Here is a 26,718-nt window from a genome sequence, read left to right on the forward strand (position 1 = left end):
TTTTAATAAATATAATTGATTTCCTAAATTTACCTATAAAAAACTATTGCTCATTAAAAACCAATTCACTACTTTAGTTCTATGACTGATGAAGCTATAGAAAAAGAAAATAAAGCCATTGCCAAAGCTTACAAAGAATTACTAAAAGTAAGTTACCAGACTTTAACGACAGACGATAAAAAATTAATTCGACACGCCTTTGAAGTCGCTGTTGATGCCCACAAAGATCAACGACGTAAATCTGGTGAAGCTTATATTTTTCACCCTATTGCTGTGGCCAAAATTGTAGCTCAAGAAATTGGTATGGATGCCACATCAATTGCTGCAGCTTTACTCCATGATGTCGTTGAAGACAATCCGGATTACACGATTGACGACATGGAGCAATTGTTTGGAGAAACAGTTGCTAGAATTGTAGATGGACTCACCAAAATCTCTTCGTTAAAAAAAGACATGGATGTGTCTTTACAGGCAGAGAACTTCAGAAAAATGCTACTCACTCTAAATGATGACGTTAGAGTAATTATTATTAAGATTGCAGACCGTTTGCACAATATGCAAACTATGGATTCCATGCGGTCGGACAAGCAAGTTAAAATCGCTTCCGAAACCTTATACATTTATGCTCCATTAGCACATAGAATTGGACTTTACAACATTAAAACAGAACTCGAAGACCTAGGCTTAAAATATACTGAACCAGAAGTTTACAATGATATTCTAGGTAAAATACAAGACAGTAAGGAAGATCAAGATGCTTATATTAAAGCTTTTTCTAAAGTGATTGAAGACTCACTTAATAAAGAAGGATTAAACTACGAAATCAAAGGTCGACCAAAATCTATTTTTAGCATTCGTAGAAAAATGGTGAAACAAGGGGTTTCTTTTGATGAAGTCTATGATAAATTTGCCGTTCGTATTGTCTATAAATCGGATATTGCTAACGAGAAATTCTTAGCCTGGAAAATATATTCTATAGTAACAGATCATTTTACACCTAATCCTATTCGACTAAGAGATTGGATTTCTTCTCCAAAATCTACAGGATATGAAGCGCTTCACATTACTGTAGTTGGCCCAAAAAGTCGTTGGGTAGAAGTTCAGATTAGAAGTGACCGGATGAATGAGATTGCAGAAAAAGGTTATGCTGCACATTATAAATACAAAAACGCCGATGTCAAAGAAGACAATCTCGATTTATGGATTAACCGCTTACAAGAAGCTTTAGAAAATAATGAAGCCGATGCAGTTGATTTTGTTGAGCAATTCAAATTAAATTTATATTCTAAAGAGATTTTTGTCTTTTCGCCAAAAGGTGATTTAAAATCGCTTCCTAAAGGAGCTACGCCACTCGACTTTGCATTTAGCATTCATACCGAAATTGGACTAAAAACACGTGGAGCTAAAGTCAATGGTAAGTTGATGCCTTTAAGTCATGTATTACAAAGTGGTGACCGTGTAGAAATTATGACATCGGATAATGCGAAACCTAATGTTAACTGGCTAGATTATGCTACAACCGCAAGAGCGCGTAGTAAAATTAAATCTGCATTAAACGAAGACACTAAACTCATAGCAGAAGAAGGAAAAGAGATTTTAAGACGAAAGTTAAAGCAGCTTAAAGTTACACTGAATGAAAGTTCTATTAATGAATTGGTGAGTTATTTTAAACTTAATACCTCTTTAGATTTATTCTATCGTGTTGGAATTGGTAGTATAGACAACACCAAATTAAAAGCATTTGCGTCATCGCGTAGTAATGCTTTTATGAGTTACTTTAAAAATAAGATTTACAAACCATCCGTTTCAAAAGATATTCATAAAGAAGAAATCACTTCTAAATATGACATGCTGGTTTTTGGTAAAGAAGAAGAAAAACTCAACTATACCTTAGCTAATTGTTGTAACCCTATTCCAGGTGATAAAGTTTTTGGTTTTCTAACTATTAACGATGGTCTAAAAGTCCACAAAACAAATTGCCCTAACGCAGTGAGTTTACAATCTAACTACGCATATAGAATTATGCAAGCCAAATGGATAGATTCCTCACAACAAGTATATACATCGCAGATACTCTTATCTGGTATTGACAATTTGGGACTTGTAAACGATATCACAAAACTCATTTCGGGCAATATGCATGTAAACATGAAGAGTATAAGTTTCTCTAGTGACGACGGTATATTCACTGGTAAGATAACAGTTCAGGTTAAAAATCAAGCAATGCTTAAAAAGCTCATTGATAAGCTTAAAAAAATTAATGGAATTGACAAAGTATCACGAGCATAAAGGTTATTAACTATTATTCGAAACTTGTTCATTTCTTTCGCTTTTAATCGTCTTTTTTATAATCCATATCCTATAAAATTTGTGTAAATTTGCTCCTTAATTATGAATGTAACCACAGAAGAAAGTAATCAGGAAATTGTAAAACGTGTATTTACACAATTCCTTGAAGATAAAGGTCATAGAAAAACACCTGAGCGCTACGCTATACTTCAAGAAATTTACGATAACAAAGAACATTTTGATATTGAATCCTTATATATCAAAATGAAAAACAAAAACTATCGTGTAAGTAGAGCAACGCTTTATAACACCATTGAATTACTATTAGAATGCGCCTTGGTCCGCAAACATCAGTTTGGTCAAAGTCAGGCACATTATGAAAAATCGTATTTTGATAAAAATCACGATCATGTAATTCTTACAGATACAGGAGAGGTCATAGAATTTTGTGACCCACGCATTCAATCCATCAAAAAAACCATTGAAGAGGTTTTTGATATACAGATAACTAATCATTCATTATATTTTTACGGTAATCGTAAAAAAGACGACTAACTCAATTTTAAAATGGCAGTAGATTTACTACTTGGATTACAATGGGGAGATGAAGGCAAAGGAAAAATTGTCGATGTATTTACCTCTAAATACGATATTATTGCACGCTTTCAAGGTGGCCCAAATGCAGGTCATACTTTAGTGTTTAACGGTAAAAAACATGTTTTACATACCATTCCATCAGGTATTTTTCACGAGGACAAAGTGAATCTTGTCGGAAATGGTGTTGTTATCGATCCTGTTATTTTCAAAAAAGAGCTAGATAAGTTAGAAGAGCAAAATGTAGATTATAAAAAATCGCTTTGTATTTCACGTAAAGCTCATATTATTTTACCTACACACCGTTTATTGGATGCTGCAAGTGAAGCTTCAAAAGGAAAAGCAAAAATTGGTTCTACTCTAAAAGGTATTGGTCCAACTTACATGGACAAAACAGGTAGAAACGGTATACGTGTTGGTGATATTGAATTAGCTGATTTTAAAGACAAATACAGAGCTTTAGCAGATAAGCACGAAGCAATGATTGAATTTTACAACGTCGATATTCAATATGATTTAAAAGAATTAGAAGCTGATTTCTTTGAAGCTATCGAAACTTTAAAATCATTAAAATTTATTGACTCTGAAGAATTTATTCACCAAGCTCAACAATCTGGAAAATCCATTCTAGCTGAAGGTGCTCAAGGGTCTTTATTGGATATTGATTTCGGAACGTATCCTTTCGTTACTTCTTCTAACACAACAGCGGCAGGTGCATGTACAGGATTAGGCGTTGCACCAAACCAAATTGGTGAAGTGTTTGGAATTTTTAAAGCCTATACAACTCGTGTTGGTTCTGGTCCTTTCCCTACAGAATTATTTGACGAAGATGGAGAAACCATGGGACGTGTTGGTATGGAATTTGGAGCAACAACAGGTAGATCTAGACGTTGTGGCTGGTTAGATTTAGTAGCCTTACGTTATGCTTGTCAAGTTAATGGTGTTACACAATTAATTATGATGAAAGGTGATGTCCTTTCAGGATTTAAAACCTTAAAAGTATGTACAGCTTACAACTATAAAGGTGAAACGATTACGCATTTACCATATAATATAGAAGAAGAAAATGTTACTCCTATTTACACAGAAGTAAAAGGTTGGGCAGCAGATTTAACAGGAATGACGGAAGCATCACAACTTCCAGAGAACCTTAATGGTTATGTTGAATTCTTAGAAAAAGAACTAAATATTCCTATTACAATTGTATCTGTAGGTCCAGATCGTAAACAAACAATTATCCGTAAGACGGTATAATTAGACTTAAATAACGTATTGGTTTTTTTGTGAAATTTAGAGTAAAGATTTATAGTCTTAGCTTTAAACTATTTCACAAAAAAACCAATATTTTTATCTACTATTATACTTGGTAAGCTATGCCGTTCTGTTAAAAAAAACGTTAACACACACTAAAGCAAATCTAATAAGTGTTATTTTGTAAAAAATATATGTCTTTGAAACGATTTAAACAGCTTCTATTTCTCATTTGCCTCCTGTCTGTCTTTTTTAGCTTTGGGCAAGAAAAGCAAAAAATAACGGTAAAATATTCTGGGAGTACATCAACCTCTCCTGATATTAAAGATGGTGCCTTAGTATTTCTTAGAGATAAGTCTCAACAAGTCCATTTTATTCATAAAGGAGCAGATCTTTTTTGCGATAAGGCCATTTATTATGAAGACCAAGACTTTATAGAAGCCTTTAGCAACGTCGTAATGAAACAAGGCGACTCTATCAATATGGTTGCTAAATATTTAGAGTATAGCGGAAAATCTCAATTGGCCATTGCCAGAGGTAACGTTGTTTTAACAGAACCGCAATCCGTTCTTAAAACCGATACCCTTTATTTTGATAGACTAAAGCAGCAAGCTTATTACAACACTAAAGGCACGGTTGTAAGAGATACATCGGGAACTATTACAAGTCAAATTGGAAGGTATTACATGAATTCTAGTAAATACCAATTTGTAAAAGATGTAGTTCTTGTTAATCCGAAATATACTTTAAACACAGAACGTCTCGATTTCTTTACAGAAAATGGATTCGCTTATCTTTTTGGCCCTTCGACAATCGTTGGAGAAGCGAGTAAAATTTATTCAGAACGTGGATTTTACGACACCAATAATAATATAGGACATTTTCAACGGAATGCTAAAATCGACTATGACAATCGCACTATAGAAGGAGATAGTTTATATTTTGATCGCGATAAAAGCTTTGCTTCAGCAACAAATAATATTACAGTGACCGATACACTTAATAAAAGTATTGTAAAAGGTCATTATGCCGAAGTTTGGCGCGCAAAAGACTCCATGTACATCACTAAACGCGCTTTAGCGATTACCGTTCAAGATAATGATTCAATTTACATCCATGCAGATACCTTAATGGTAACTGGCAAACCCGAAAATCGTATTACGCGCGCATTCTACAATGCCAGATTGTATAAAAGTAATATGGCAGGTAAAGCAGATTCCATACATGTGAATCATAAAGAAGGGTTAACACAATTAATTAACCTAGATAGGTTTAGTTCTACTGATGTTTTTGCTACCAAACGAAAACCTATACTTTGGAATATTGGAAACCAAATGACAGGTGATACGATCCATTTAATTTCAAATCCCAAAACAGAGCAATTAGATTCCTTAAAAGTGTTTGAAAATGCATTTTTAATAAATAAGGATACTATAAGTAACGATGCCTTCAACCAAATCAAAGGACTTCGTTTAATTGGATTATTTAAAGATAATGAACTTAATACTGTAGATATCATTAAAAATGCTGAAACCATTCGCTATTTAAGAAATGACGAAGGCGAATTAATAGGTATTCAAAAGTCAAAATCGGGTAGTATCAATGTTCAAATTATAGAACAAGCTATAGACGAAGTACGTTTTATAAATCAAATTGACGGTAATATTTTTCCAGAGTCCGACTTTCCAAAAAGTGGCAGAAAATTGAGAGACTTCGATTGGCGTGGAGATGAGCAACCACTCTCAGTTGAAGATTTATTTAAAGATGACCCGCCTTTAGATTTACCAATAATTAAAGGATTACTCGATTATGTTCCTCCAGAAGAGTTTATTGACGATAGTGTTACGGAACGCATAGAAGAAGCCGGAAAAGCAACTCCAGAAAAAGAGAATAAAGCAGCACGAAACCTTCCTAAAAAGACAGAAGTAAAACCATTAGAATCTTTAACCAAAAAGGCAGACTCTACAAAGGCAAATCCTTTAAAACAAGTCATCAAAAACGAAGGTCAATAATTGAAAAACGAGTTTCTAAAATACCAAGCTCAGACGACGCCACATCCTTTAGCGATGGAAATTAGTCACGCAAAAGGATGCTATATTTATGATTCGAAAGGCAAAGCTTATCTCGATTTTGTAGCAGGAGTTTCTGCTTGTAGTTTGGGGCATTCACACCCTAAGGTTGTTTCAGCAGCAAAAGAACAGTTAGATAAATACCTTCATGTAATGGTTTATGGAGAATACATCCAAAAACCCGCATTAGAATTAACAAAGTTAATAGCAAAGCATTTACCTGAGCCTTTAGAATCCACATACCTCGTAAATTCAGGAACAGAAGCTATAGAAGGTAGCTTAAAGCTAGCAAGACGCTTTACAGGTCGATCCGAAATTATTGCTGCGAAAAATGCTTATCATGGTAACACGATGGGCTCATTAAGTCTAATGGATTATGAAGAACGCAAACAACCGTTTCTGCCATTAATTCCTGATATAAAACATATTGAATTTAATTCGGTAACAGACTTAGAAAAAATCACCAATAATACTGCAGCAGTTATTCTTGAGACTATTCAAGGAGGAGCAGGCTTTATCGAACCTACCAACAACTACTTAACTAAAGTACAGAAGCGTTGTAATGACGTTGGTGCCGTTTTTATTCTCGATGAAATCCAACCTGGAATTGGTAGAACTGGAAAATTATTTGGGTTCGAAAACTATAACTGCCAACCAGATATTGTTGTTACAGGCAAAGGTTTAGGAGGCGGTTTACCTATTGGTGCATTTACGGCGTCTAAACCCATGATGGATTGCTTAAGCGACAATCCTAAACTTGGCCATATTACCACTTTTGGTGGCAATCCAGTAATTGCAGCCGCAGCTTTAGCGACTTTAAAAGAAATTACAGAGACTAATCTCATGTCTGAAGCTTTAGAAAAAGAGCAATTAATTAGACAACATCTTCAGCACAAACACATCAAAGAAATTAGAGGTCGTGGTTTAATGTTAGCCGCATTTACCGACAATGCAGAGCTTACAAACCACGTAATTTTAACAGCTCAAGACCAAGGCTTAATCTTATTCTGGTTACTTTTTGAACCCAAAGCCATCCGAATTACGCCTCCTTTAACCATTTCTCATGATGAAATAATAGCAGGATGTCGTGTTATAACTTCAATACTAGACAAAATTTAATTTTGTTTAACCACACCCAACATGCTGTAATTCAATCTTTTAAATACCATAACATAAATAATAATTTGAATGTTAATTAATTTGTTAAGAACATTAGTTTAAAAACCTATGTAACGGATAGGATAACTGTAATTTTATTTCAGCGAACCATTGAACTTTTTATGCAATACAGTCAAGACGACGAAAACTTCCCTCTTACTCGATTTGAATCGATGTTAAAGACCAATAATATATTGTTCTTTGATTCTAACGAGTTCGAAAATATCATTCACCACTATTTAGAAAATGGTAAGATTGCGTTATCTAAACGCGCCATTAAATTAGGTTTAGAACAACACCCTACATCTATTAATCTAAGATTATTTCAAGTTGAAATATTAGTGATTGAAAACAAGTTTAAAGAAGCAGACGATTTATTAGATAGACTTCATGATATTGAACCTACCAATGAAGAAATTTATATCCAAAAAGCAAATGTATTATCTAAACAAGATAAACATCAACAAGCTATAGATACGTTACTTATTGCAATAGAACTTTCACACACACCAGAAGATGATGCTGATTTATATGCCTTAGTTGGCATGGAGTATTTGTTTTTAGATCAGTTTGAAAATGCTATAGAATATTTTCAAAAATGCCTAGAAAGTGACACTTCAGATTATTCTGCACTTCATAATATTGTGTATTGTTATGATTTTCTAAATCAGAATTCAGAAGCTATAGACTATTTGAATACGTTTTTAAACACGAATCCGTATTGTGAAGTTGCTTGGCATCAATTAGGAAGACAGTATTATACTATTAAAGATTACGTAAAAGCAAATACAGCATTCGATTTCGCGATTATTTCAGATGACACGTTTGTTGGTGCTTACATTGAAAAAGGTAAAGTTTTAGAAAAATTAAAACAATACGACGAAGCCATTGACAACTATAAAATCACCTTAGCATTAGAGGACCCAACCTCCTTTGCCCTTTTGCGAATTGGTCAATGCTATGATAAACTCGGTCAAGATGAATTAGCCATTCAGTTTTTCAAAAAAACAATAGACGAAGATCCTTTACTTGATAAAGGGTGGGTTGCAATAACCAAATTTTACACGAAGCGTCTTAACTACCAAAAAGCACTTTACTACATTAATAAAGCCGTTATTATTGACGGTGAAAATGTTAGTTATTGGAAATTATATGCCACTGTAAATAAACGATTAAATTTACTTGAAGAAGCTGAACGTGGTTACAAACGTGCTTTAGATCTAGGGAATTACGAATTAGATACATGGTTAAGCAGATCGGACGTTTTAATAACTTTAGGAGAATACGACGCTGGCATCTATAATTTGCTGCAAGCTTCAGAATTTTACCCGGAAAATGCAGAAGTAGAATACCGGTTAGCTGGTCTCTATTTCACCCTTCATCAATCTGAAGAAGGCCGTTTTCATCTTAAAAACGCAACCCGACTTAATATTGATTACAACTTTATTATTTCTGAATTATTTCCACAACTCACAGATAAGCCTCTGATTAAAGCCATAATTACAGAAGCTAAAAAGGCGTCAAACTAAAAAAAATCATACCTTAGCATTTCATATTTTTTTTATAAAATGCAAAGACGATTTATAGATTATTTAGCTATCACTTTTAAAGGTATTGCAATGGGAGCAGCAGATGTTGTGCCAGGTGTTTCTGGTGGAACTATTGCTTTTATCTCTGGTATTTACGAAGAACTTATTGAAAGTATTGATAAGGTCAACCTCAGTGTTATCAAAGTTTGGAAACAAGAAGGATTTAAAGCCGCATGGAACTCGTTTAACGGAAATTTTTTAATAGCACTTTTTTCTGGGATAGCAATCAGTATATTATCCTTAGCTAAAATTATAAAATGGTTACTACACAACGAGCCTATTTTACTTTGGTCATTCTTTTTCGGACTTGTTTTAGCTAGTATCTTATATATCGCAAAGCAGATTAAGGGTTGGTCTATAAAATTGATAATTGCTATTGCCATAACGTCAATTGTTTCATTTTACATTACGTTAGCCGAACCATTTGCCTCGCCAGACAGTCCGTATTATTTATTATTCTGTGGATTTATTGCCATTATTGCAATGATTTTACCTGGAGTTTCTGGAGCCTTCATTTTGCTTATTCTTGGAGCTTACCAAACCGCAATTGATACCATTAATAATCTAAGAGACGGATTATTAGATGGAAACATGGAACTTTTCAAAGATGCCTTGTTAAAATTTGTTTTACTTGGTGTTGGTGCTATCATTGGACTAAAAGTATTTTCAAAAGCCTTAAACTGGATGTTTAAACATCACAAAAATCTTACGTTAGCCATCCTAACCGGATTTATGATTGGATCTTTAAATAAAATTTGGCCATGGAAAGAAATCCTAAAAACACGTATTAATTCTGAAGGAGAAGTTGTTACCTTACTCGATAAAAGTATTTTACCAACATCTTATACAGGAGATAATGAACTGGTAATGGCAATCATTTTTATTGTCATCGGTTTTGCAACGATTCTTATTTTAGAAAGTTTAGGAAAACAAAAAAACAACGTGTAATGCAAAGCACAAGATCTCTTATAGATCGCGTATTCTTGGTCATTAAAGGTTTGGCTATGGGTGCAGCAAATAAAGTTCCAGGTGTATCTGGAGGTGTTGTTGCTTTTGTTGCTGGGTTCTATGAAGAGTTCATTTATTCATTACAACGGGTTAATAAAACTGCTTTTAAGCTCTTATTAAATGGGAGATTTAAAAGCTTTTATCGCTATATCAATGGTAAATTCTTAGGCTTACTATTTTCAGGAATGATAGTGAGTTATTTTAGTGTTTCTAAAATTCTTGATTACCTCATTGTACACTACGAGCTCTATGTTTGGAGCACGTTCTTCGGAATGATTCTAGGGTCAATTTATTATATTTCTAAGGATTTTAAAGAATGGAATAGAACGACTTTACTCGCTTTAATTCTTGGAGCCATTGCAGGTATTAGTGTTAGTTTTCTAGATCCTGCAACGGAAAATGACAACCTTTTTTTCGTTTTCTTTTGTGGTATTATTAGTGTTTCTGGCATGACTTTACCCGGATTTTCAGGATCGTTTATTCTTATTCTTTTAGGGAATTACGTATTGCTGTTAGTCGATTCTGTAAATGCCTTATACGATACGATGTTTGATATTTTTAGTGGTAATTTCGACTTTATTCATAACGCCTATCGCATACGAATGCTGAAAGTTTTAGCTGTATTTACTCTTGGATCCGTAGCAGGTTTGGTGACTTTTTCTCACATGTTAAGTTATATTCTGAAGAATTATAAATTCATCACGCTTGCCACCATCATGGGTTTTATCATCGGTTCTTTAGGAGTCGTTTGGCCATGGAAAGAAACCATATATAAAACAAATACTGAAGGCACAACTATTTTGGATTCCACTGGAAAACAAATCATTGCCAATTACCAGCGGTATTTACCAGAATTGAACACCGAAACTTACATCGCAATTGTTTATATTGCCCTAGGAATCCTCATAGTTTTAGGATTAGAATGGTATGGAGAACGCACAAGACAAATTAAAGCATAAATTCGGACTGGTAGGTAAAGACATTTCCTACTCCTTTTCTAGAGGTTATTTTAAAAATAAATTTGAATCCGAAAATTCACTGAATTCTTATGTAAATTTTGATTTACAATCAATTGATGAACTTTCAGAAATCATAAATAATACACCGAACTTAAAAGGACTAAACGTTACTATTCCTTATAAAGAACAAGTGATTCCTTTATTAGATAAACTCAATAAAAAGGCGAGAAACATTGGTGCTGTAAATACCATTCGTTTTACAAAAAAGAATAGAATAATTGGTTACAATACCGATTATTATGGTTTTAAGAACTCTATAAAACCATATTTAAAATCTCATCATAAAAAAGCTTTAATTCTAGGAACAGGTGGTGCTTCAAAAGCCATTGCATACGCACTGAAAAAATTAAAAATTAAATATGATTTTGTCTCACGGTCTCAAAAGGAAAATGTCACCTTTTTGTATTCCGACTTAACAAGTGAAATTATTTCAAAGTATACAATTATCATCAATTGCACACCAATTGGTACGTTTCCCAAGGTTAATCAGTGTCCAGACATTCCATATGACGCGATCACTAATAAGCATATTTTATATGATCTTATTTATAATCCTGAGCAAACGAAATTCTTACAATGTGGAGAACTTAAAGGTGCAACCACTATAAACGGTCTCGAAATGCTAAGACTACAGGCCGAAAAATCTTGGGAAATATGGAATAAGTCTTAAAATACAAGCTCTACAAGCATTTCCTTTGTAGTTAAACCGCTAGTTAGTATCTTTAACAACTATAAAAAATATTTGACATATGTCTGAGAATGATAACCTGCAAGATGCAGATGGAAAAAAAGAAGTAGAATCAACCGAAACTACTCCAACACCAAAAGTTGAAATTAAAACTGAAATCGAGTCTGAAATTGAAACGCCAGAAGTCGAAATTGAAGTTGAAGCGGAAAAGGATTCTGAAGTTGAAACCGAAGCAGAAAGCATCGTAAAAACGGAAGAAGAGACAGAAGACTTACCTGAAAATGAAGCTCCTAAAGATAATCTTGTTGACGAAATAGAAGCATCAAATGCTGAGGATGCTGAAGATGAATCTAATGCTGAGAGACATGAAGTAGAAGAGAAAGATTATCATGCCATGACTATGGATGAGCTGACTGCTGAATTCGGCAGACTCTTAAATAACCATAAGGTTCAGACGATTTCTAAGCATGTTAATGAAATAAAAGGTGAATTTAATGCTAAATTCAGTGAGCTTCTAGATGAAAAAAAGGAAGAGTTTATTGAAGATGGTGGTAACGAAATAGACTTCTATTACACCAACGACACCAAAAAACAATTCAATTCGCATTATAAAACATACAAACAAACTATAAATACCTATTACAAGGAGCGCGAGCAAAACTTAAAACAAAACCTTGATGATAGACTTCAAATCATTGAAGATATAAAAGGTTTACTTAGTGTTGAAGAAAACATGGGCACGACCTATAAAACCTTCAAGGAACTTCAAGAAAAATGGCGTAATGCTGGCCCAATCCCAAGAGATAAGTACAATACGGCATGGAATACTTACCACCATCATGTAGAACGTTTTTATGACTTTTTACATCTCAATAATGATTTGAGAGATATGGACTTTAAGCACAACTACGATCAGAAATTAAAAATCATTGAACGTGCAGAAGAGTTAGCAGAAGATGAAAACACCAACCGATCGTTTAGAGAGTTACAAGTTTTACACAAACTTTGGAAAGAAGAATTAGGTCCTGTTGGTAAAGAACATAGAGAAGTCATTTGGGAGCGTTTTAGTAATGCTACAAAATTGATTCATGATAAGCGTCAAGCGTATTATGCTGACATGGATAAGGCTCACGAAAAAAATCTTGAGCGCAAAGAAGAAATCATTGCTAAAATAACAGCTGTAGCTGAAGACAAAGGCAATTCACATAGTGCTTGGCAGAAAAAGATTAAAGAAATTGAAGCTTTAAGAGATGCCTTTTTTAAAGCAGGAAAAGTGCCTTTAAAAGTAAATGAAAGTACTTGGGCTAAATTTAAAGCTGCTGTTAGAACTTTTAATCGTGGTAAAAACAATTTTTACAAAGAGTTAAAGAAAGACCAATACGACAACCTTAAAAAGAAAAAAGATTTAATTCAAATCGCAGAAGACAATAAGGATAGCGATGACTTTGCAACGGTAACTCCATTGATGAAGAAAATTCAGAATGAATGGAAAAAAATCGGTCATGTTCCAAGACGTGATAGTGATAAAATTTGGAAGCAATTTAAAGGAGCTTGCAATCACTATTTTGATAAAATGCATGCTGAACGCAAAGCGCAAGACCAACATTTATATGATGCTTTTGATAAAAAAGTAAAACTTCTAGACGGTTTAAAAACACTAGAATTTACTGAAGAAGATCCAAAAGCAGATATAAAAGTGCTTCAAGATAAGATTGCTGAGTGGAAAGAAATAGGATATGTACCACAAAACAAACGTTATATTGATGGGAAATTCTACAAAGCTATTGATGATGCCTTTGATAAGCTTAAAATGGATAAGTCGAAATTAGAGATGATTAAGTTTGAAAGCAAACTTGAAAATTTAGCCGATTCTGATGATACCAGATTATTGGATAACGAACAAAATTTCATCCGAAAGCGTATTAGTGACATAAAATCTGAAATCAATCAATTGGAAAATAATTTACAGTTTTTCTCTAATGTAAAATCAGATAATCCTTTAGTGAAAGATGTCCATAAAAATATTGCGAATCACAAAAAGGAATTAGACACTTGGAAAGCCAAATTATCCAAGGTTCGTGGCATGTATAGCTAAAATCCTATAGAATTTAGATGTAACTCATTTGCTTATAACACACAACCCGTTTGTTATAAGCAAATACTTTCTGTAATAAACCAAATATTAAAAAAGTTTAGTCTCAGCATCACAAATACATTATGTCCTATTTCTAAATACAAATCAATTCAATCAAACAATTTAAACACCCAAATATTATGAAAAAAACTCTACGCTTTTTACTGTTATGCCTACCAACTATTGCATTATCACAAGTTGAATTAGATCAGGTTGATGATTTTGAAGATTATACGATGAGTAACTGGACCAAAAACAATTCTATTGCTAACGAAAATATTTATGACGGAGGTCCTTCTGGTGAAGGCGATAATTTTTTACGAGTTACCTCAAGCGGTTCAGGTTCTGATCTTGAATTAATGACTAAGAATAATGCTCAATGGCAAGGTAACTACTATCAAGGTAATCTTTCGAGTCGTGTTAAATACATATCAATGGATGTTAGAAATTCAGGTGATAATGTTATTTTTTTAAGGTTATCTTTTCAAACCGATTATGGTCTTATTTATCGTTGCAGTACAACTAATGCCATAGCTGTTTTACCAAACGAAGGATGGAAACGAATTTCTTTTTCTATTCTTGAAGAAAACATAACAGCACTTTCAGATACCTTCAGCTACTCTGTTACATTTGGAAGTTCAAGTCAAGGCGTAGAAGAAATGAGAATATTACACAATGATGTACCTGCCTGGGAATCTGATCCCATCGAAGCGGTTTTAGATATTGACAACATCATGGCTGAAAGCCAGACTTTGAGTACAGAAGAAATCGCTGTGAAATCAGAATTAAAATTATTTCCAAATCCAACTAGCAATACTATTACTGTAACTAGCAACGAAAATGTTACTGAAGATATTAGCTATGATATTATTGATTTATTAGGAAGAACGGTAAAAGAAGGACGTTCTAAATTAAATCAGGAAATAAATATACAAGATTTGAATAGTGGTAATTATATTGTTGAAATAAAAAATGCCAATGGAGCCATCTTTAGAGAAAAACTAATAAAAAATTAGTCGGCATTCTCAATATCGCTATTTTAATATTAAAGTCAACTTATATCTAATAGAACTAATATTAGCTAAAGCCTAAAATATCAAAACCCACTTGTGCTTTACAAGTGGGTTTTGCCCTAACTAAACTAAATTAACCTTAATTACAACCGCTTAAAATAATAATTAAGATTTCCTACTAAGATTATAAAAACGCTTTTGTTTTTATATACAGTATTTACGCACAAAGTTTAGTTTTGGATGTTTGGGTTTTGATTTTTAGAAAACTTTAACAAATTGCACCTTACCATTAGCATTTCAAGATGTAAGTTGAAACTTTAGTACAGGCATTCAAATTAAAAAACAAGACGGCTGTTAAGGATTTAATTACAATTCAGAAAGGCAATTCAGATATCTATATCTAGATTTCTATTTCCTATAGATAGGACTGTAAACTTAAAAAGCATAATTTAAAGTGGATTCCTGCCTTCGCAGGAATGACAAAAAATATTACAATAATTTTGCCTCTTCCCAAAAGACATCCATTTCAGAAAGTGTCATATCTTTTAAAGATTTGTTCAGCTCTTTAGCTTTAGATTCTAAATACTGAAAGCGTTTTATGAATTTTTTATTGGTGCGTTCTAGAGCGTTTTCTGGATTTACCTTAAGAAACCGTGCGTAATTTATCATTGAGAACATCACATCACCAAACTCACTTTCAATCGCATCTAGATCTCCTTTAGCAATTTCAACTTTTAATTCGGCAATCTCCTCTTCCACTTTTTCAAACACTTGTTCCGGTTCTTCCCAATCAAATCCAACTCCTGCCACTTTTTCTTGTATGCGACTAGCTTTTACAACAGCAGGTAAACTTTTTGGAACACCTTCGAGCACACTACTTTTACCCTCTTTAAGCTTAAGTTGTTCCCAGTTACGTTTTACTTCAGCTTCATCTTTAACCACAACATCTCCATAAATATGTGGATGACGATCTATAAGTTTATCGCAAATACTATTGCAGACATCTGCAATATCAAAATTATTGGTTTCACTACCAATTTTAGAATAAAACACAATATGAAGTAAAACATCTCCCAATTCCTTTTTAACCTCTTCTAAATCGTCATCTAGAATAGCATCACCAAGTTCATAAACCTCTTCAATAGTGAGATGACGCAAGGATTCCATGGTTTGTTTTTTATCCCAAGGACATTGCTCACGCAACTCGTCCATGATAGTTAACAAACGTTCAAAAGCTTTTAATTGGGCTGTTTTATCAGACATATTTATTCTTCTTCGTCAGAAGTAGTTTTGTCTTCTTTTGATGATTCTTCAAGAGAATCCAAAAGATCATTTTTTTGAAGTAAATTGTACCATTGTACGACTTTCTTAATATCTGAAGGATACACACGATCTTCATCATAATCTGGCAATACTTCAAAGAAAAATTCCTCTAAAGTATCTTTACTATCCTTATGACTGATAGACGTTGGTTGTCCTCCTTCTTTTTCTTTCACCTTTTTAAGAACCTCTCTTAAAGGCACTTCTTCGGCTAAAGTATAAATAGCTATTTCGCTAAGAATACTAATATTACTGTGAGCACCAACTGTGATGCGTTTTTTGTCAATTAACGATTCTACAACAGCACCTGTTCTAGTTTGCGTTACGATTTGGTATAAACCTGGTTTCCCAGAAATAGATAAAATTTTGTCTAAGCTCATATATATTTTATTAACGTCTCTTGCTCATTGCAGGAAATCGCATTCTGTAATCAATTTTAATCTTACCTTTTGAAATATTGGTAAGTCGTCCTTTTATTAAACGCTTTTTAAATGATGATAATTTATCTGTAAATAAAATGCCTTCGATATGGTCGTATTCATGTTGAATAACGCGCGCTATTAATCCATCATATTCTTCAACATGAGTCTCAAAATTCTCATCTTGATATTGAATTTTAATCTTTGGCTGTCTAAAAACATCCTCTCTAACATCTGGAATACTTAAACAACCTTCGTTAAAAGCCCATTCATCTCCTTCTTCTTCTAAAATCTGAGCATTAATAAATGTTTTCTTGAAGTTCTTCATTTTTGCACTCTCTTCTTCAGAAAGATCTTCATCATCTGCAAAAGGACTTGTATCTACTAAAAACAACCGAATTGCTAAACCAATTTGAGGAGCAGCTAAACCAACACCATATGCACCATACATGGTTTCGTACATATTATCGATAAGCTCATTTAATTTCGGATAATCTTTATCAATTTCCTTGGCCTCTTTCTTCAAAACAGCATCGCCATAGGCTACGATAGGTAAAATCATAATTCATTTATTTTCGGGTGCAAAAGTACCAAATTCTAACATAATATTTCAACTTTCAAAAACTAAATTCCATTATGTTTTCTATAGAAGATGCAAAGATTTAATACTTTTTACGTTACATTTTTTACTAAATACTTAAAATTGACTACTAGAAAGATAACTCTGTAGAATAAGCGTTGCGCTAATTTCATCAACCAAAGCCTTATTCTTACGTTGTTTTTTCTTCAATCCACTATCTATCATTGTTTGAAATGCCATTTTAGACGTAAAGCGTTCATCCACACGATCCACAGGGATTTCAGGAATAGCTTTTGATAATTGCACTAAAAACTTCTGAATATAGACTTCACTTTCCGAAGCCGAATTATCCATTTGCTTTGGCAAACCAACGACTATCTTCTCCACTTTTTCAGTTGATATGTAATTTTTTAAAAACGGAAGCAGCGCTTTAGTCTCTACTGTGGTAAGACCAGATGCAATGATTTGCATTTCATCTGTAACTGCTAATCCTGTTCGTTTTGTGCCATAATCAATGGCTAAAATTCGTCCCATAAATGCAAAGATAACGCAATAAAAAACGCTTCTTAAAAAAAAGAAGCGTTTTTAAAATAATCAATTAAACCAAATTAATCATATGATATATTCCCTCTAAAAAATAAATCATTGTGATAATTATACTTAAGACACCACTTATTTACGTTGGTCACATTTTAAATATATTATAAAAAAGAAAACTCCTCAATTAATGGGGAGAGGAGTTTTCAACATTAGCTATTAGTTAAATTTTTAGATACCTATGAGAAATATCAAAGCATTTAATTAGTATTAAGACACCACCTTTATTAAAACGTCACATTTTTTATTGAAAAGTATTTTAGCTTCAATTATTATAAAAGTATCTTTGATGTCAAAACACAATGGAAAATATGAAACAATTACAATCTGTTATAGAAAATGCCTGGGACGATCGTTCTCTTTTAACTAATCAAGTAACCATAGATGCTATTAGAAGTGTCGTTGACCTTGTTGATGCTGGTACATTGCGTGTCGCAGAACCAACAGACAATGGATGGCAAGTAAACGAATGGGTAAAAAAAGCCGTTGTTTTATATTTCCCAATTCAGAAAATGGAAACATTTGAAGTTGGTATTTTTGAATATCATGATAAAATTCCTTTAAAACGTGGTTATGCTGAAAAAGGAATTAGAGTGGTTCCTCATGCCGTTGCACGACATGGAGCTTATATTTCTTCTGGTACTATTTTAATGCCAAGTTATGTAAATATTGGCGCCTATGTAGATGAAGGTACGATGGTAGATACTTGGGCTACTGTTGGTAGTTGTGCACAAATTGGTAAAAATGTTCACCTTTCTGGAGGTGTTGGAATTGGTGGAGTTTTAGAACCTTTACAAGCGGCTCCTGTAATTATTGAAGATGGTGCATTTATAGGCTCTCGTTGTATTGTTGTTGAAGGTGTACGTGTAGAAAAAGAAGCGGTTTTAGGCGCTAACGTTGTTTTAACAATGAGTACTAAAATTATAGATGTTACTGGTGACGAACCTGTAGAAACTAAAGGTGTTGTACCTGCACGTTCTGTTGTAATTCCTGGTAGCTATACTAAAAAGTTTGCTGCTGGCGAATTTCAAGTACCTTGTGCTTTAATTATTGGGAAGCGTAAAGAAAGTACAAATAAGAAAACATCTTTAAATGATGCATTGCGCGAGTATGATGTAGCCGTTTAATTTGAAGGAAAATAAAATTGTTTTATAGACTGATGGTTGGATTCTACGTTTAGAATTATTCAACGCTATTACCATGAATAAACTAAGTAACTCCTTTATGTTTTTATAAAGGCAGACTGTTTTGGTTATCGGTTTGAATAATGAACTTCGTTTAAATTCAATTTAACATAAAAAATTGACACCAAATTTTTGTTTTATATTTAACTAAACAACTTGAATAATGCCTAATAAAATACGTCGCAGCTTATTAAGACAGTTACGAAAAATGCGTTTTTTACCTTCTAAGTTATATGTACAATATCATTACGAATATTTTTCTGGTAAGAAGTTAAACCTTCAAAACCCCAAAGAATTCAACGCAAAAATAGAATGGTATAAAGTGTTTTATAGGCCAAAGATATTAAACACCTTAGTAGACAAGTATGAAGTTAGGCATGTTATAGAAAACACAATCGGTAAAAATTATCTTAATGAAATTTATGGAGTTTACGACAATGCTGAAGATATTCCGTTTAAAGACTTACCCAACCAATTTGTAATAAAGGCAACACACTCAAGCGGACACAATGTAATTGTTAAGGACAAATCTCAACTAGACATTAAAAAAGTGTCTAAGAAGTTAAAAAAGTGGATTAAGGTTAATCAGTATTACAGAATGGGTCAAGAATGGGCTTATAAAGATGTAAAACCGAGATACATTATTGAGAAATTTTTAAAGCAAGATGACAAAAGTACCTTAATCGATTATAAATTTTACTGCTTTAATGGTGAACCTAAATTTATAGATGTCCACATAGACAGAGAAGAAGACCACAAACAAGGCTGCTTTGATTTAGATTTTAAGGTGTTACCATTTGGAAAAAGTAAGACTTATAAGAGTATTTCTGACGGAATCCCAAAACCTACGAATCTTAAAGAAATGATAGATTTAGCTGAAATCTTATCTAAAAACCTTCCTTTTGTTAGAGTAGATTTTTACTCTGTAAATGGTAAAACTATATTTGGAGAAATGACGTTCTACCCATCTGATGCTAGAAAAGAGTTTTATCCAGATGAATACAATACTATTATTGGAGATTATTTTGAATTGCCTAAACTTGAAAATGGTCAAAACGTAATTACTAAATTTTAATAGACCGACTATGAATCATTTTTTGTTTAACTAAGTAATTGATACTATGACGAAGGACATTATAGAGGAATATCCCATAGACGCAGTTATTCTTTGGGTAGATGGAAATGACGACAATCATAAAGCCAAAATGCTGCCTTATTTAGAAGATAAAGCTAAAATTAATTCTGAAAAATTTAGAACACGTTATGACCAAGTGAATGAAATTAACTTCACCATTGATTCTATTTTAAAATATGCTCCTTACGTTAGAAATATTCACATTATAACCGATAATCAAACACCAGATTTTTTAAAAAACAGTAAAGACGACACGTATAAGAAGGTTTCTATTGTTGATCACAAAGTTGTTTTTAAAGATTATGAAGACTATCTACCTACGTTTAACTGCAGACCTATTGAAACCTGTTTATTCAGAATTCCTGATTTAGCGGAACATTTCATCTATTTTAATGATGATTTCTTTTTAATAAATGAAACAAAACCCAGTGATTTCTTTAAAAATGGTCTTCCTATTTTAAGAGGAAAATGGTTAAAATTTGATAAGGATATTTTCTATAAAAAATTCAAGAAACGAAGAGTTGGTCATAAATCTATTCAGCAAAATGCTGCTCGACTAGCCGGATTTAAAAAATATTACAATTTTAAGCACACACCACATCCGCTTAGAAAATCGACATTTGAAACCTATTTTGAAGCCAACGAAGATGTGCTTATAGAAAACATAAAACATCGCTTTAGAAAAACAAGTCAATTTACACCTCAAGGCTTAGCGAATCATTTAGAAATAAAAAACAAAACATGTTATTTTAAAGATGATCTTCAACTGATGTATTTCAGATCTTATAAAAAACCGTTGTTTTGGTATCGATTTAAATTAAATGTAAAAACTAAAGGGAAATTATTCTTAGGTCTTCAAAGTTTAGATCGCAGTCCTCCTCACATTTTAGAATATATAATAGGTTGGCTAGAAGAGCGTATGCGCTAAGAACAACACAGCTTAAACGATAAAAGTAGAATGGATTATAAATTTTTAATATACATTTCTTATAGTTACGCTTTACCTATTGGCACTCCGTTAGAAAAAGAAATCCTAAATAGAGGATATTCCGTAATGTGGTTTAGCGACCTTAACGATGGTAAAACAGCGTTACAAGGAAAAAACAATATATTAGACACTATAGAAAGTGTTGTAAGCTACAAACCAGATATTGTACTAGCTGCAACCAATGATATTCCTGACTTTATTTCAGGATTGAAAGTGCAGATTTTCCATGGTTTTAATGCCCAAAAACGACCAGAAGGAGACAATAATTTTTCTCATTTCAGAATTCGTGGATTTTTCGATTTGTATTGTACGCAGGGTCCAACATCTACTATTGGCTTTAAAGAACAACAAAAAAAGCATCCGCATTTTGAAGTTATAGAAACCGGTTGGAGTAAAGTAGACCCTTTATTTCCATTAAAGACAAAAGCCAAAAGTACGACACCAACTATTATGATTGCCTCTACGTTTACCAAACGTCTAAGTTTAGCACTACAAGACGAGGTTTATAATGAAATTAAGAGGCTTTCAAATACTGATGAGTACAAATTTATCATGGTACTTCATCCAAAATTACCCAATGCTATAAAAGAGAAATGGAAATTATTAGAGAATAAAAATTTCACCTATTATAACACCACCGATTTAATTCCTCTATTTAAGGCATCTGATATTATGTTTGCTGATACAACATCTGCAATTCAAGAATTTTTACTTCAAAAAAAACCTGTAGTAACTTATAATCACACCTTTAATCACAATTATCTTATAAATATCACTTCAGCAGAAGCTATTGAAACTGCATTTACACAAGCATTAAATCCTTCATTGAATTTAACAAAAAGCATAGAAGCATTTATTGAGCAATTACATCCGTATTTTGATGGCGAATCTAGTAAACGTGTTGTGGATGCTTGCCTAACCTTTTTACATAAAGACAAACGATATTTAAAAAAGAAACCGCTCAACCTTATTAGGAAGTATAAAATAAGAAAACGTCTTGGCTACTTTACGTTTAAGAGCTATTCTAAAGCATATACTTTAGAGAAATAGCATCATGCTTTATGAATTCCGTATTTTGTATGGGTGCACTTTTCACGCTTAGTTTCCTGTCTAATTTTTTTATTTAGCAACAAGGCTCCTTCATTCTTATAAGGTCTATCATGATGTAAATGAACACAAATGGCACTATAACGTATTTGTATAAACTTGATACCATTGTGCATCATACGCTCCCCTACTTCTCTGTCCTCTCCTCCATATTTCATACGCTCGTCAAAACCATTAACTGCTAGAATATCACTTTTCCAACACGATACATTCATACCGTCAAAAGTGGCTTTTGTTGGAGTTATAAAGTTTAAAAAGTTTGCTTTTGCATTGGATGTTGTCAACTTATTCATTTTAAAAGTTTTTGGCTGCCCTTCAGCAATCAACCAATCCTTTTCAAAACAGTTTTGCTGTCTAATTACTTGATCATTTATTTTCCTAGAAACGTCCTCTGTTAGTTTAAAGTAACCACCAGAGAGTGCCTTTCTTAATTGCCTTAATTTTAAATGGGTTTCAACAAAATCTTTACGAGCAATACAATCTCCATCTGTAAAAATTAAATAGTCAGCGTTTGAAGTTACAATGGCTTTATTTAAAATTTTTGTTTTCTGAAAACCATCGTCTTCTTGCCAAACGTGAATAACTTTTAAATCTGTACGCTCAGTAAATAAATCTATAACAGTCTTTGTTCTTTTATCAGAACCATCGTCTGCAATAATAACTTCAAAATTCCTAGTGGTTTGAATATCAAAACTGAGCAACACCAATTTAAGCCATTCTGGTTTATTGAAGGTACTTATAATTATAGTTGCTTGTAGATTAGATTGCATTTAGCAAAAATACTATTTTTACAGCATTGAAATCAACAACATGCTAAAACTGTCTGGAGTCATTATCACTTTTAATGAAGAACGCAACATTGAACACTGTTTGCAATCTTTAGCTAATGTGGTAGATGAAATTGTTGTTGTAGATTCATTTTCTACAGATAGAACTAAAGCCATTTGTGAACAGTTTAACGTCAAATTTATTGAACAAAAATTCTTGGGTTATATAGAACAAAAGAATTTTGCCTTATCACAAGCAAACTACGACCATATTGTATCATTAGATGGTGACGAAGCCTTATCTAAGACACTCCAGAAATCAATTATTGATCTAAAATCGAATTGGAAACTTGATGGATATTATGCCAATCGTTTCAATAACTTTTGTGGACAATGGATTAAGCATTCTGATTGGTATCCTAATAAAAAATTACGTGTTTTTGATAGAAGATGTGCCGAATGGAAAGGAATTAATCCACACGACAATGTGCAACTACATGATTCCAACTCCAAATCAGGACATTTAAAAGGTGACATTTTACATAAAACCTACCAAACTTATTCGGAGTTTAATCAGAAGACAGAATATTTTTCGACTATTGCAGCACAAGCCTATTTCGATTCTGGGAAAAAAGCTTCTGTATTAAACGTTATTTGGAATCCAACTTGGGCATTTTTTAAATCCTATGTTTTAAAACTCGGATTTTTAGATGGATTTAATGGTTTTGTTATTGGTGTCCAAACGGCCAATATTACCTTTTTAAAATACGCTAAGTTAAGAGAACTGCAGCAAACAAATAGAAAATAATTATTTTCTCCAAAATCTCAATTTCTTCTTTATACGCTGTTTCTTGTGATGTTTTGCCTGAAAAGCTTCAGTAGCATCCCACATTATATTTACGATTTTATCATAATCTTCGCCTGAAACTTTAGCATACTCATCACTCATCACTTCTACCATCGATTTATGAATCGTTAATCGGTCGAAGTTTTTAATACGATCCTCAAAGCTCATAGGTTTAAATTCCATACGATTTAAATCCACTAAAAAGAACTCATAACCATCAGCTACCTTTTTTATTAAAGTGTTTCCTGGAGAATGATCTAAGAATTTAATGCCTTTTTCATGCAATTGATATGTAAACCTTGTAAATGCTCTCAAAATAGCATCGTAATCTGGGTAATTAAAATCGTGTGTAAGTTCTCTATAGGTTAAATCGCAATCTACTTGTTCAGACAAATAATAACTTTTTTTAAATAGAAAAAGCGTTTTAAATTCATAATAAGCAATCGGTTCAGGTGTGCCTATTCCTCGCTTTTTAAGCTCTAATCCATATTCGTATGAGCGTTGTGCCTTACTTTTTCTAAAAAACTTATAGGCTATTTGATTAACGATATTAGGAATTTTAAAGGATTTTATATTCACCTGAAAATCCTTCAACTTAAAGAGCCTAAGAGAATTCCGCTTTTGATCACCAAAAGGCGTTCCTTCAGTTTCAAAATTTTGAATAAAATAATCCAATTTCTCTTTGGAATCCTTGTATTCAGTTCTAATTCTAATCGTTTTCATTTAGCAATATTACAATTTTTAATAATTTTTGCCGTGAATATTTTTATCATATTAAAAGTAAAGAAATAAATGGAACCATTTTAAAACATAATTGGTAAACCCTATATTTACAACGCTAAGAATCGCGTTTTTTTTATTTTGAATTATAGAACATTAAAAGCGCTTGTTATATTATGAACTACCAAAAAATGTCCAAACAAAGTATATTAAATCTCATAAATAGAGACAATGAATTGTTTGAACACGATGTTAAAACGCATAATAGCGAACTTAACGCTATCGTAGCTTCTTCAAAATTTTTAGTTCTAGGAGCTGCTGGCACAATTGGGCAAGCTGTGACTAAGGAAATTTTTAAACGTGGGCCAAAAAAACTGCATGGCGTTGATCTTAGCGAAAACAATTTAGTAGAATTAGTGAGAGATTTACGAAGTTCTTACGGTTATATTGATGGTGATTTTAAAACCTTTGCCTTAGACATTGGTTCTATAGAATACGACTCTTTTATCGCTTCAGACGGTAATTATGATTATGTACTGAATCTTTCAGCTTTAAAACATGTTCGAAGCGAAGAAGACGCTTTTACATTAATGCGAATGATTGATGTAAACATCTTTAATACCGAAAAAACGATTCAACAATCTATTGATAATGGTGTAAAAAAATACTTTTGCATTTCTACGGATAAAGCTACAGATCCTGTGAATATGATGGGAGCTTCCAAACGTATCATGGAGTTATTTCTAATGCAAAACAGTAAAGACATTTCTATTTCTACAGCACGCTTTGCTAATGTGGCATTTTCTGATGGTTCTTTATTATACAGTTTTGAGCAACGGATTAAAAAAGGGCAACCCATTGTGGCACCCAACGATATTAAAAGATATTTTATGACGCCAAAAGAATCAGGAGAACTCTGTTTAATGTCCTGCATATTTGGTGAGAATAATGATATATTTTTCCCGAAATTCACTGATTATTTAAACCTCACTAGTTTCGCTGACATTGCTATAAACTATATAACAGCACATGGCTACGAACCATATGTATGCGCCAATGAAAATGAAGCACGGCAATTAGCCAAAACCTTACCGCAAACAGGGAAGTGGCCATATTTAATAACTAAAAGTGATACCACAGGCGAAAAAGAATCTGAAGTATTCTATACAAAACATGAAACATTAGACCTCAACCGTTTTAAGGCGCTCGGCATTATTAAAAACGAATTGGACATACAAAGTGATGATAAACTCAACAATTTTTCGAATGCCATAAAAGATCTTAAAGCTAATAAATCTTGGACAAAGGAAAATTTAATCCAATTATTTCACAAAATATTACCGACCTTTAGTCATAAAGAGACTGGTAAATATTTAGATCATAAAATGTAATTGATGCATAAGAAAATAGATGTTGTAATTATGGCTGGTGGCAAAGGCAAACGCTTAATGCCTCTAACAGAAAACACTCCAAAACCACTTTTAAAAATAGGTAACAAACCTATAATTGAGTATAATACAGATCGTTTAGGGGCTTTCGGAATAAAACATATAAATATTACTGTCAATTATTTAAGTGATCAAATCATCAGTTATTTTGAAGAAAATAATAAGCATCAAATTGATTTTAATTATATAAAAGAATCGAAGTCACTAGGCACTATTGGAGCATTAAAGCTTATAGAAAATTTTAAAAATGATTACATATTAGTAATGAATGCTGATTTACTTACCAATGTAAATTTTGAAGCCCTTTTTAATGATTTTATTTTAAAAAATGGAGATGCCCTAATTGCTACTATACCTTATAAAGTAGACATTCCACATGGTGTTGTAGAAACCAAAGCCGGTTTTGTTACGGATTTAAAAGAGAAACCGTCTTACACCTATTATTCCAATGCTGGCATTTATGTGTTTAAAAAAGAATGTTTCGATTTTATTCCAGAAAACGCCTTTTTTGATGCCACAGACTTAATAGAAATCTTAATTGCTAAAGAAAAAAAAATAGTCAATTTTCCGATTTTAGACTATTGGTTAGATATTGGAAAACCCGAAGATTTTCAAAAAGCCCAAAACGATATTAAGTTCATAAAGTTTTAGCCCATTGTTTTAGTTACTTCACTTGAATACTTCAACTAAAAAAGGACAATATTCATTTTAAAAGATTGGCTAGGTGTCGTATCTTTGCGCAGCTAAAAAATACAGTTACTTTTCAATTCATTTATAGAGCATCTGTAGTTTCA

General features: G+C 32.7%; 24 protein-coding genes. 18 read left to right on the plus strand and 6 right to left on the minus strand.

Annotated features, from left to right (window positions below):
• Positions 1 to 81: 81 nt before the first annotated feature.
• From HM992_RS17050 to HM992_RS17100, 11 genes are all read left to right on the plus strand, one after another.
• Positions 82 to 2,289 (plus strand): RelA/SpoT family protein, encoded by a 2,208-nt coding sequence (locus HM992_RS17050; RefSeq protein WP_178983901.1) that lies wholly within the window; start codon positions 82 to 84, stop codon positions 2,287 to 2,289.
• A gap of 102 nt (positions 2,290 to 2,391) precedes the next feature.
• The gene (locus HM992_RS17055) at positions 2,392 to 2,844 is read left to right on the plus strand and encodes a Fur family transcriptional regulator (RefSeq protein WP_178983900.1); all 453 of its coding nucleotides are present in this window, start codon (positions 2,392 to 2,394) and stop codon (positions 2,842 to 2,844) included.
• 12 nt (positions 2,845 to 2,856) lie between these two features.
• Positions 2,857 to 4,137 (plus strand): adenylosuccinate synthase, encoded by a 1,281-nt coding sequence (locus tag HM992_RS17060; RefSeq protein ID WP_178983899.1) that lies wholly within the window; start codon positions 2,857 to 2,859, stop codon positions 4,135 to 4,137.
• A gap of 191 nt (positions 4,138 to 4,328) precedes the next feature.
• Positions 4,329 to 6,146 (plus strand): OstA-like protein, encoded by a 1,818-nt coding sequence (locus HM992_RS17065; RefSeq protein WP_179320581.1) that lies wholly within the window; start codon positions 4,329 to 4,331, stop codon positions 6,144 to 6,146.
• Entirely contained in the window at positions 6,147 to 7,322 is a 1,176-nt protein-coding gene (locus tag HM992_RS17070) for an aspartate aminotransferase family protein (protein ID WP_179320583.1), read from the plus strand.
• 161 nt (positions 7,323 to 7,483) lie between these two features.
• Entirely contained in the window at positions 7,484 to 8,890 is a 1,407-nt protein-coding gene (locus tag HM992_RS17075; RefSeq protein ID WP_178983896.1) for a tetratricopeptide repeat protein, read from the plus strand.
• Positions 8,891 to 8,929: 39 nt separating this feature from the next.
• Positions 8,930 to 9,898 carry a DUF368 domain-containing protein gene (locus tag HM992_RS17080; protein ID WP_179320585.1) on the plus strand — a complete coding sequence of 323 codons (969 nt, stop codon included), beginning with the start codon at positions 8,930 to 8,932 and terminating at the stop codon, positions 9,896 to 9,898.
• Positions 9,898 to 10,917, plus strand: coding sequence for a DUF368 domain-containing protein (locus HM992_RS17085; RefSeq protein ID WP_178983894.1), 1,020 nt, complete (start codon positions 9,898 to 9,900; stop codon positions 10,915 to 10,917). The genes HM992_RS17080 and HM992_RS17085 overlap by 1 nt, the downstream gene beginning before the upstream one ends.
• Positions 10,886 to 11,647, plus strand: a complete 762-nt coding sequence (locus HM992_RS17090) for a shikimate dehydrogenase family protein (RefSeq protein WP_179320587.1) — start codon at positions 10,886 to 10,888, stop codon at positions 11,645 to 11,647. Before HM992_RS17085 ends, HM992_RS17090 begins: the two co-directional genes overlap by 32 nt.
• A 79-nt stretch (positions 11,648 to 11,726) precedes the next feature.
• A complete protein-coding gene (locus tag HM992_RS17095) occupies positions 11,727 to 13,760 on the plus strand; it encodes a DUF349 domain-containing protein (RefSeq protein ID WP_178983892.1) in 2,034 nt (677 codons plus the stop codon).
• Between the two features lie 179 nt (positions 13,761 to 13,939).
• Entirely contained in the window at positions 13,940 to 14,815 is an 876-nt protein-coding gene (locus HM992_RS17100) for a T9SS type A sorting domain-containing protein (RefSeq protein WP_179320589.1), read from the plus strand.
• Positions 14,816 to 15,301: 486 nt separating this feature from the next.
• On the opposite strand, the gene mazG is transcribed toward HM992_RS17100, so the two are convergent.
• The 4 genes from mazG to ruvX form a co-directional block, all read right to left on the minus strand.
• Positions 15,302 to 16,075, minus strand: coding sequence for a nucleoside triphosphate pyrophosphohydrolase (mazG, locus tag HM992_RS17105; RefSeq protein WP_179320591.1), 774 nt, complete (start codon positions 16,073 to 16,075; stop codon positions 15,302 to 15,304).
• Positions 16,076 to 16,077: 2 nt separating this feature from the next.
• Complete coding sequence (locus tag HM992_RS17110; protein ID WP_179320592.1) at positions 16,078 to 16,512, minus strand: DUF5606 family protein; 435 nt, start codon at positions 16,510 to 16,512, stop codon at positions 16,078 to 16,080.
• A 10-nt stretch (positions 16,513 to 16,522) separates the two neighbouring features.
• On the minus strand, positions 16,523 to 17,113 hold the full coding sequence (gene def, locus HM992_RS17115; RefSeq protein ID WP_178983888.1) for a peptide deformylase: 591 nt from the start codon (positions 17,111 to 17,113) through the stop codon (positions 16,523 to 16,525).
• A 135-nt stretch (positions 17,114 to 17,248) separates the two neighbouring features.
• Positions 17,249 to 17,665, minus strand: a complete 417-nt coding sequence (ruvX, locus tag HM992_RS17120; RefSeq protein ID WP_179320593.1) for a Holliday junction resolvase RuvX — start codon at positions 17,663 to 17,665, stop codon at positions 17,249 to 17,251.
• 374 nt (positions 17,666 to 18,039) lie between these two features.
• Between ruvX and HM992_RS17125 the strand changes: the two genes are divergently transcribed.
• The 4 genes from HM992_RS17125 to HM992_RS17140 all read left to right on the plus strand — a co-directional run bounded on the left by HM992_RS17125 (position 18,040) and on the right by HM992_RS17140 (position 22,085).
• Positions 18,040 to 18,855: a 2,3,4,5-tetrahydropyridine-2,6-dicarboxylate N-succinyltransferase gene (locus HM992_RS17125; RefSeq protein ID WP_178983886.1), complete on the plus strand. Its 816-nt coding sequence runs from the start codon at positions 18,040 to 18,042 to the stop codon at positions 18,853 to 18,855.
• A 220-nt stretch (positions 18,856 to 19,075) separates the two neighbouring features.
• Entirely contained in the window at positions 19,076 to 19,987 is a 912-nt protein-coding gene (locus tag HM992_RS17130) for an ATP-grasp fold amidoligase family protein (RefSeq protein ID WP_229720521.1), read from the plus strand.
• 46 nt (positions 19,988 to 20,033) lie between these two features.
• Positions 20,034 to 20,975 carry a Stealth CR1 domain-containing protein gene (locus HM992_RS17135; protein WP_179320594.1) on the plus strand — a complete coding sequence of 314 codons (942 nt, stop codon included), beginning with the start codon at positions 20,034 to 20,036 and terminating at the stop codon, positions 20,973 to 20,975.
• Between the two features lie 30 nt (positions 20,976 to 21,005).
• The gene (locus HM992_RS17140; RefSeq protein WP_179320595.1) at positions 21,006 to 22,085 is read left to right on the plus strand and encodes a CDP-glycerol glycerophosphotransferase family protein; all 1,080 of its coding nucleotides are present in this window, start codon (positions 21,006 to 21,008) and stop codon (positions 22,083 to 22,085) included.
• A 2-nt stretch (positions 22,086 to 22,087) separates the two neighbouring features.
• Here HM992_RS17140 and HM992_RS17145 read toward each other — a convergent pair whose 3' ends face one another.
• On the minus strand, positions 22,088 to 22,912 hold the full coding sequence (locus tag HM992_RS17145; RefSeq protein ID WP_179320596.1) for a glycosyltransferase family 2 protein: 825 nt from the start codon (positions 22,910 to 22,912) through the stop codon (positions 22,088 to 22,090).
• Between the two features lie 40 nt (positions 22,913 to 22,952).
• Between HM992_RS17145 and HM992_RS17150 the strand changes: the two genes are divergently transcribed.
• A complete protein-coding gene (locus tag HM992_RS17150) occupies positions 22,953 to 23,717 on the plus strand; it encodes a glycosyltransferase family 2 protein (RefSeq protein ID WP_179320597.1) in 765 nt (254 codons plus the stop codon).
• On the opposite strand, the gene HM992_RS17155 is transcribed toward HM992_RS17150, so the two are convergent.
• Complete coding sequence (locus tag HM992_RS17155; protein ID WP_179320598.1) at positions 23,718 to 24,479, minus strand: lipopolysaccharide kinase InaA family protein; 762 nt, start codon at positions 24,477 to 24,479, stop codon at positions 23,718 to 23,720.
• 173 nt (positions 24,480 to 24,652) lie between these two features.
• Here HM992_RS17155 and HM992_RS17160 point away from each other — a divergent pair, with 173 nt between their 5' ends.
• Positions 24,653 to 25,867, plus strand: coding sequence for a UDP-N-acetylglucosamine 4,6-dehydratase (locus HM992_RS17160; protein ID WP_229720522.1), 1,215 nt, complete (start codon positions 24,653 to 24,655; stop codon positions 25,865 to 25,867).
• A gap of 3 nt (positions 25,868 to 25,870) precedes the next feature.
• Entirely contained in the window at positions 25,871 to 26,575 is a 705-nt protein-coding gene (locus tag HM992_RS17165) for a nucleotidyltransferase family protein (protein ID WP_179320599.1), read from the plus strand.
• Positions 26,576 to 26,718 lie beyond the last annotated feature (143 nt).

Source organism: Winogradskyella helgolandensis (assembly GCF_013404085.1).
GTDB classification, from domain to species: domain Bacteria; phylum Bacteroidota; class Bacteroidia; order Flavobacteriales; family Flavobacteriaceae; genus Winogradskyella; species Winogradskyella helgolandensis.

What these genes read in the sequence shown, in the direction of transcription:
- HM992_RS17110 (WP_179320592.1), bottom strand. Translation starts at nt 16,512, where the DNA reads ATGAGCTTAGACAAAATTTTATCTATTTCTGGGAAACCAGGTTTATAC.
- HM992_RS17165 (WP_179320599.1), top strand. Translation starts at nt 25,871, where the DNA reads ATGCATAAGAAAATAGATGTTGTAATTATGGCTGGTGGCAAAGGCAAA.
- HM992_RS17055 (WP_178983900.1), top strand. Translation starts at nt 2,392, where the DNA reads ATGAATGTAACCACAGAAGAAAGTAATCAGGAAATTGTAAAACGTGTA.
- HM992_RS17080 (WP_179320585.1), top strand. Translation starts at nt 8,930, where the DNA reads ATGCAAAGACGATTTATAGATTATTTAGCTATCACTTTTAAAGGTATT.
- HM992_RS17050 (WP_178983901.1), top strand. Translation starts at nt 82, where the DNA reads ATGACTGATGAAGCTATAGAAAAAGAAAATAAAGCCATTGCCAAAGCT.
- HM992_RS17150 (WP_179320597.1), top strand. Translation starts at nt 22,953, where the DNA reads ATGCTAAAACTGTCTGGAGTCATTATCACTTTTAATGAAGAACGCAAC.
- HM992_RS17085 (WP_178983894.1), top strand. Translation starts at nt 9,898, where the DNA reads ATGCAAAGCACAAGATCTCTTATAGATCGCGTATTCTTGGTCATTAAA.
- ruvX (WP_179320593.1), bottom strand. Translation starts at nt 17,665, where the DNA reads ATGGGACGAATTTTAGCCATTGATTATGGCACAAAACGAACAGGATTA.
- HM992_RS17075 (WP_178983896.1), top strand. Translation starts at nt 7,484, where the DNA reads ATGCAATACAGTCAAGACGACGAAAACTTCCCTCTTACTCGATTTGAA.
- HM992_RS17130 (WP_229720521.1), top strand. Translation starts at nt 19,076, where the DNA reads ATGCCTAATAAAATACGTCGCAGCTTATTAAGACAGTTACGAAAAATG.
- HM992_RS17140 (WP_179320595.1), top strand. Translation starts at nt 21,006, where the DNA reads ATGGATTATAAATTTTTAATATACATTTCTTATAGTTACGCTTTACCT.
- HM992_RS17135 (WP_179320594.1), top strand. Translation starts at nt 20,034, where the DNA reads ATGACGAAGGACATTATAGAGGAATATCCCATAGACGCAGTTATTCTT.
- HM992_RS17090 (WP_179320587.1), top strand. Translation starts at nt 10,886, where the DNA reads ATGGAGAACGCACAAGACAAATTAAAGCATAAATTCGGACTGGTAGGT.
- def (WP_178983888.1), bottom strand. Translation starts at nt 17,113, where the DNA reads ATGATTTTACCTATCGTAGCCTATGGCGATGCTGTTTTGAAGAAAGAG.
- mazG (WP_179320591.1), bottom strand. Translation starts at nt 16,075, where the DNA reads ATGTCTGATAAAACAGCCCAATTAAAAGCTTTTGAACGTTTGTTAACT.
- HM992_RS17155 (WP_179320598.1), bottom strand. Translation starts at nt 24,479, where the DNA reads ATGAAAACGATTAGAATTAGAACTGAATACAAGGATTCCAAAGAGAAA.
- HM992_RS17125 (WP_178983886.1), top strand. Translation starts at nt 18,040, where the DNA reads ATGAAACAATTACAATCTGTTATAGAAAATGCCTGGGACGATCGTTCT.
- HM992_RS17065 (WP_179320581.1), top strand. Translation starts at nt 4,329, where the DNA reads ATGTCTTTGAAACGATTTAAACAGCTTCTATTTCTCATTTGCCTCCTG.
- HM992_RS17100 (WP_179320589.1), top strand. Translation starts at nt 13,940, where the DNA reads ATGAAAAAAACTCTACGCTTTTTACTGTTATGCCTACCAACTATTGCA.
- HM992_RS17160 (WP_229720522.1), top strand. Translation starts at nt 24,653, where the DNA reads ATGAACTACCAAAAAATGTCCAAACAAAGTATATTAAATCTCATAAAT.
- HM992_RS17095 (WP_178983892.1), top strand. Translation starts at nt 11,727, where the DNA reads ATGTCTGAGAATGATAACCTGCAAGATGCAGATGGAAAAAAAGAAGTA.
- HM992_RS17060 (WP_178983899.1), top strand. Translation starts at nt 2,857, where the DNA reads ATGGCAGTAGATTTACTACTTGGATTACAATGGGGAGATGAAGGCAAA.
- HM992_RS17145 (WP_179320596.1), bottom strand. Translation starts at nt 22,912, where the DNA reads ATGCAATCTAATCTACAAGCAACTATAATTATAAGTACCTTCAATAAA.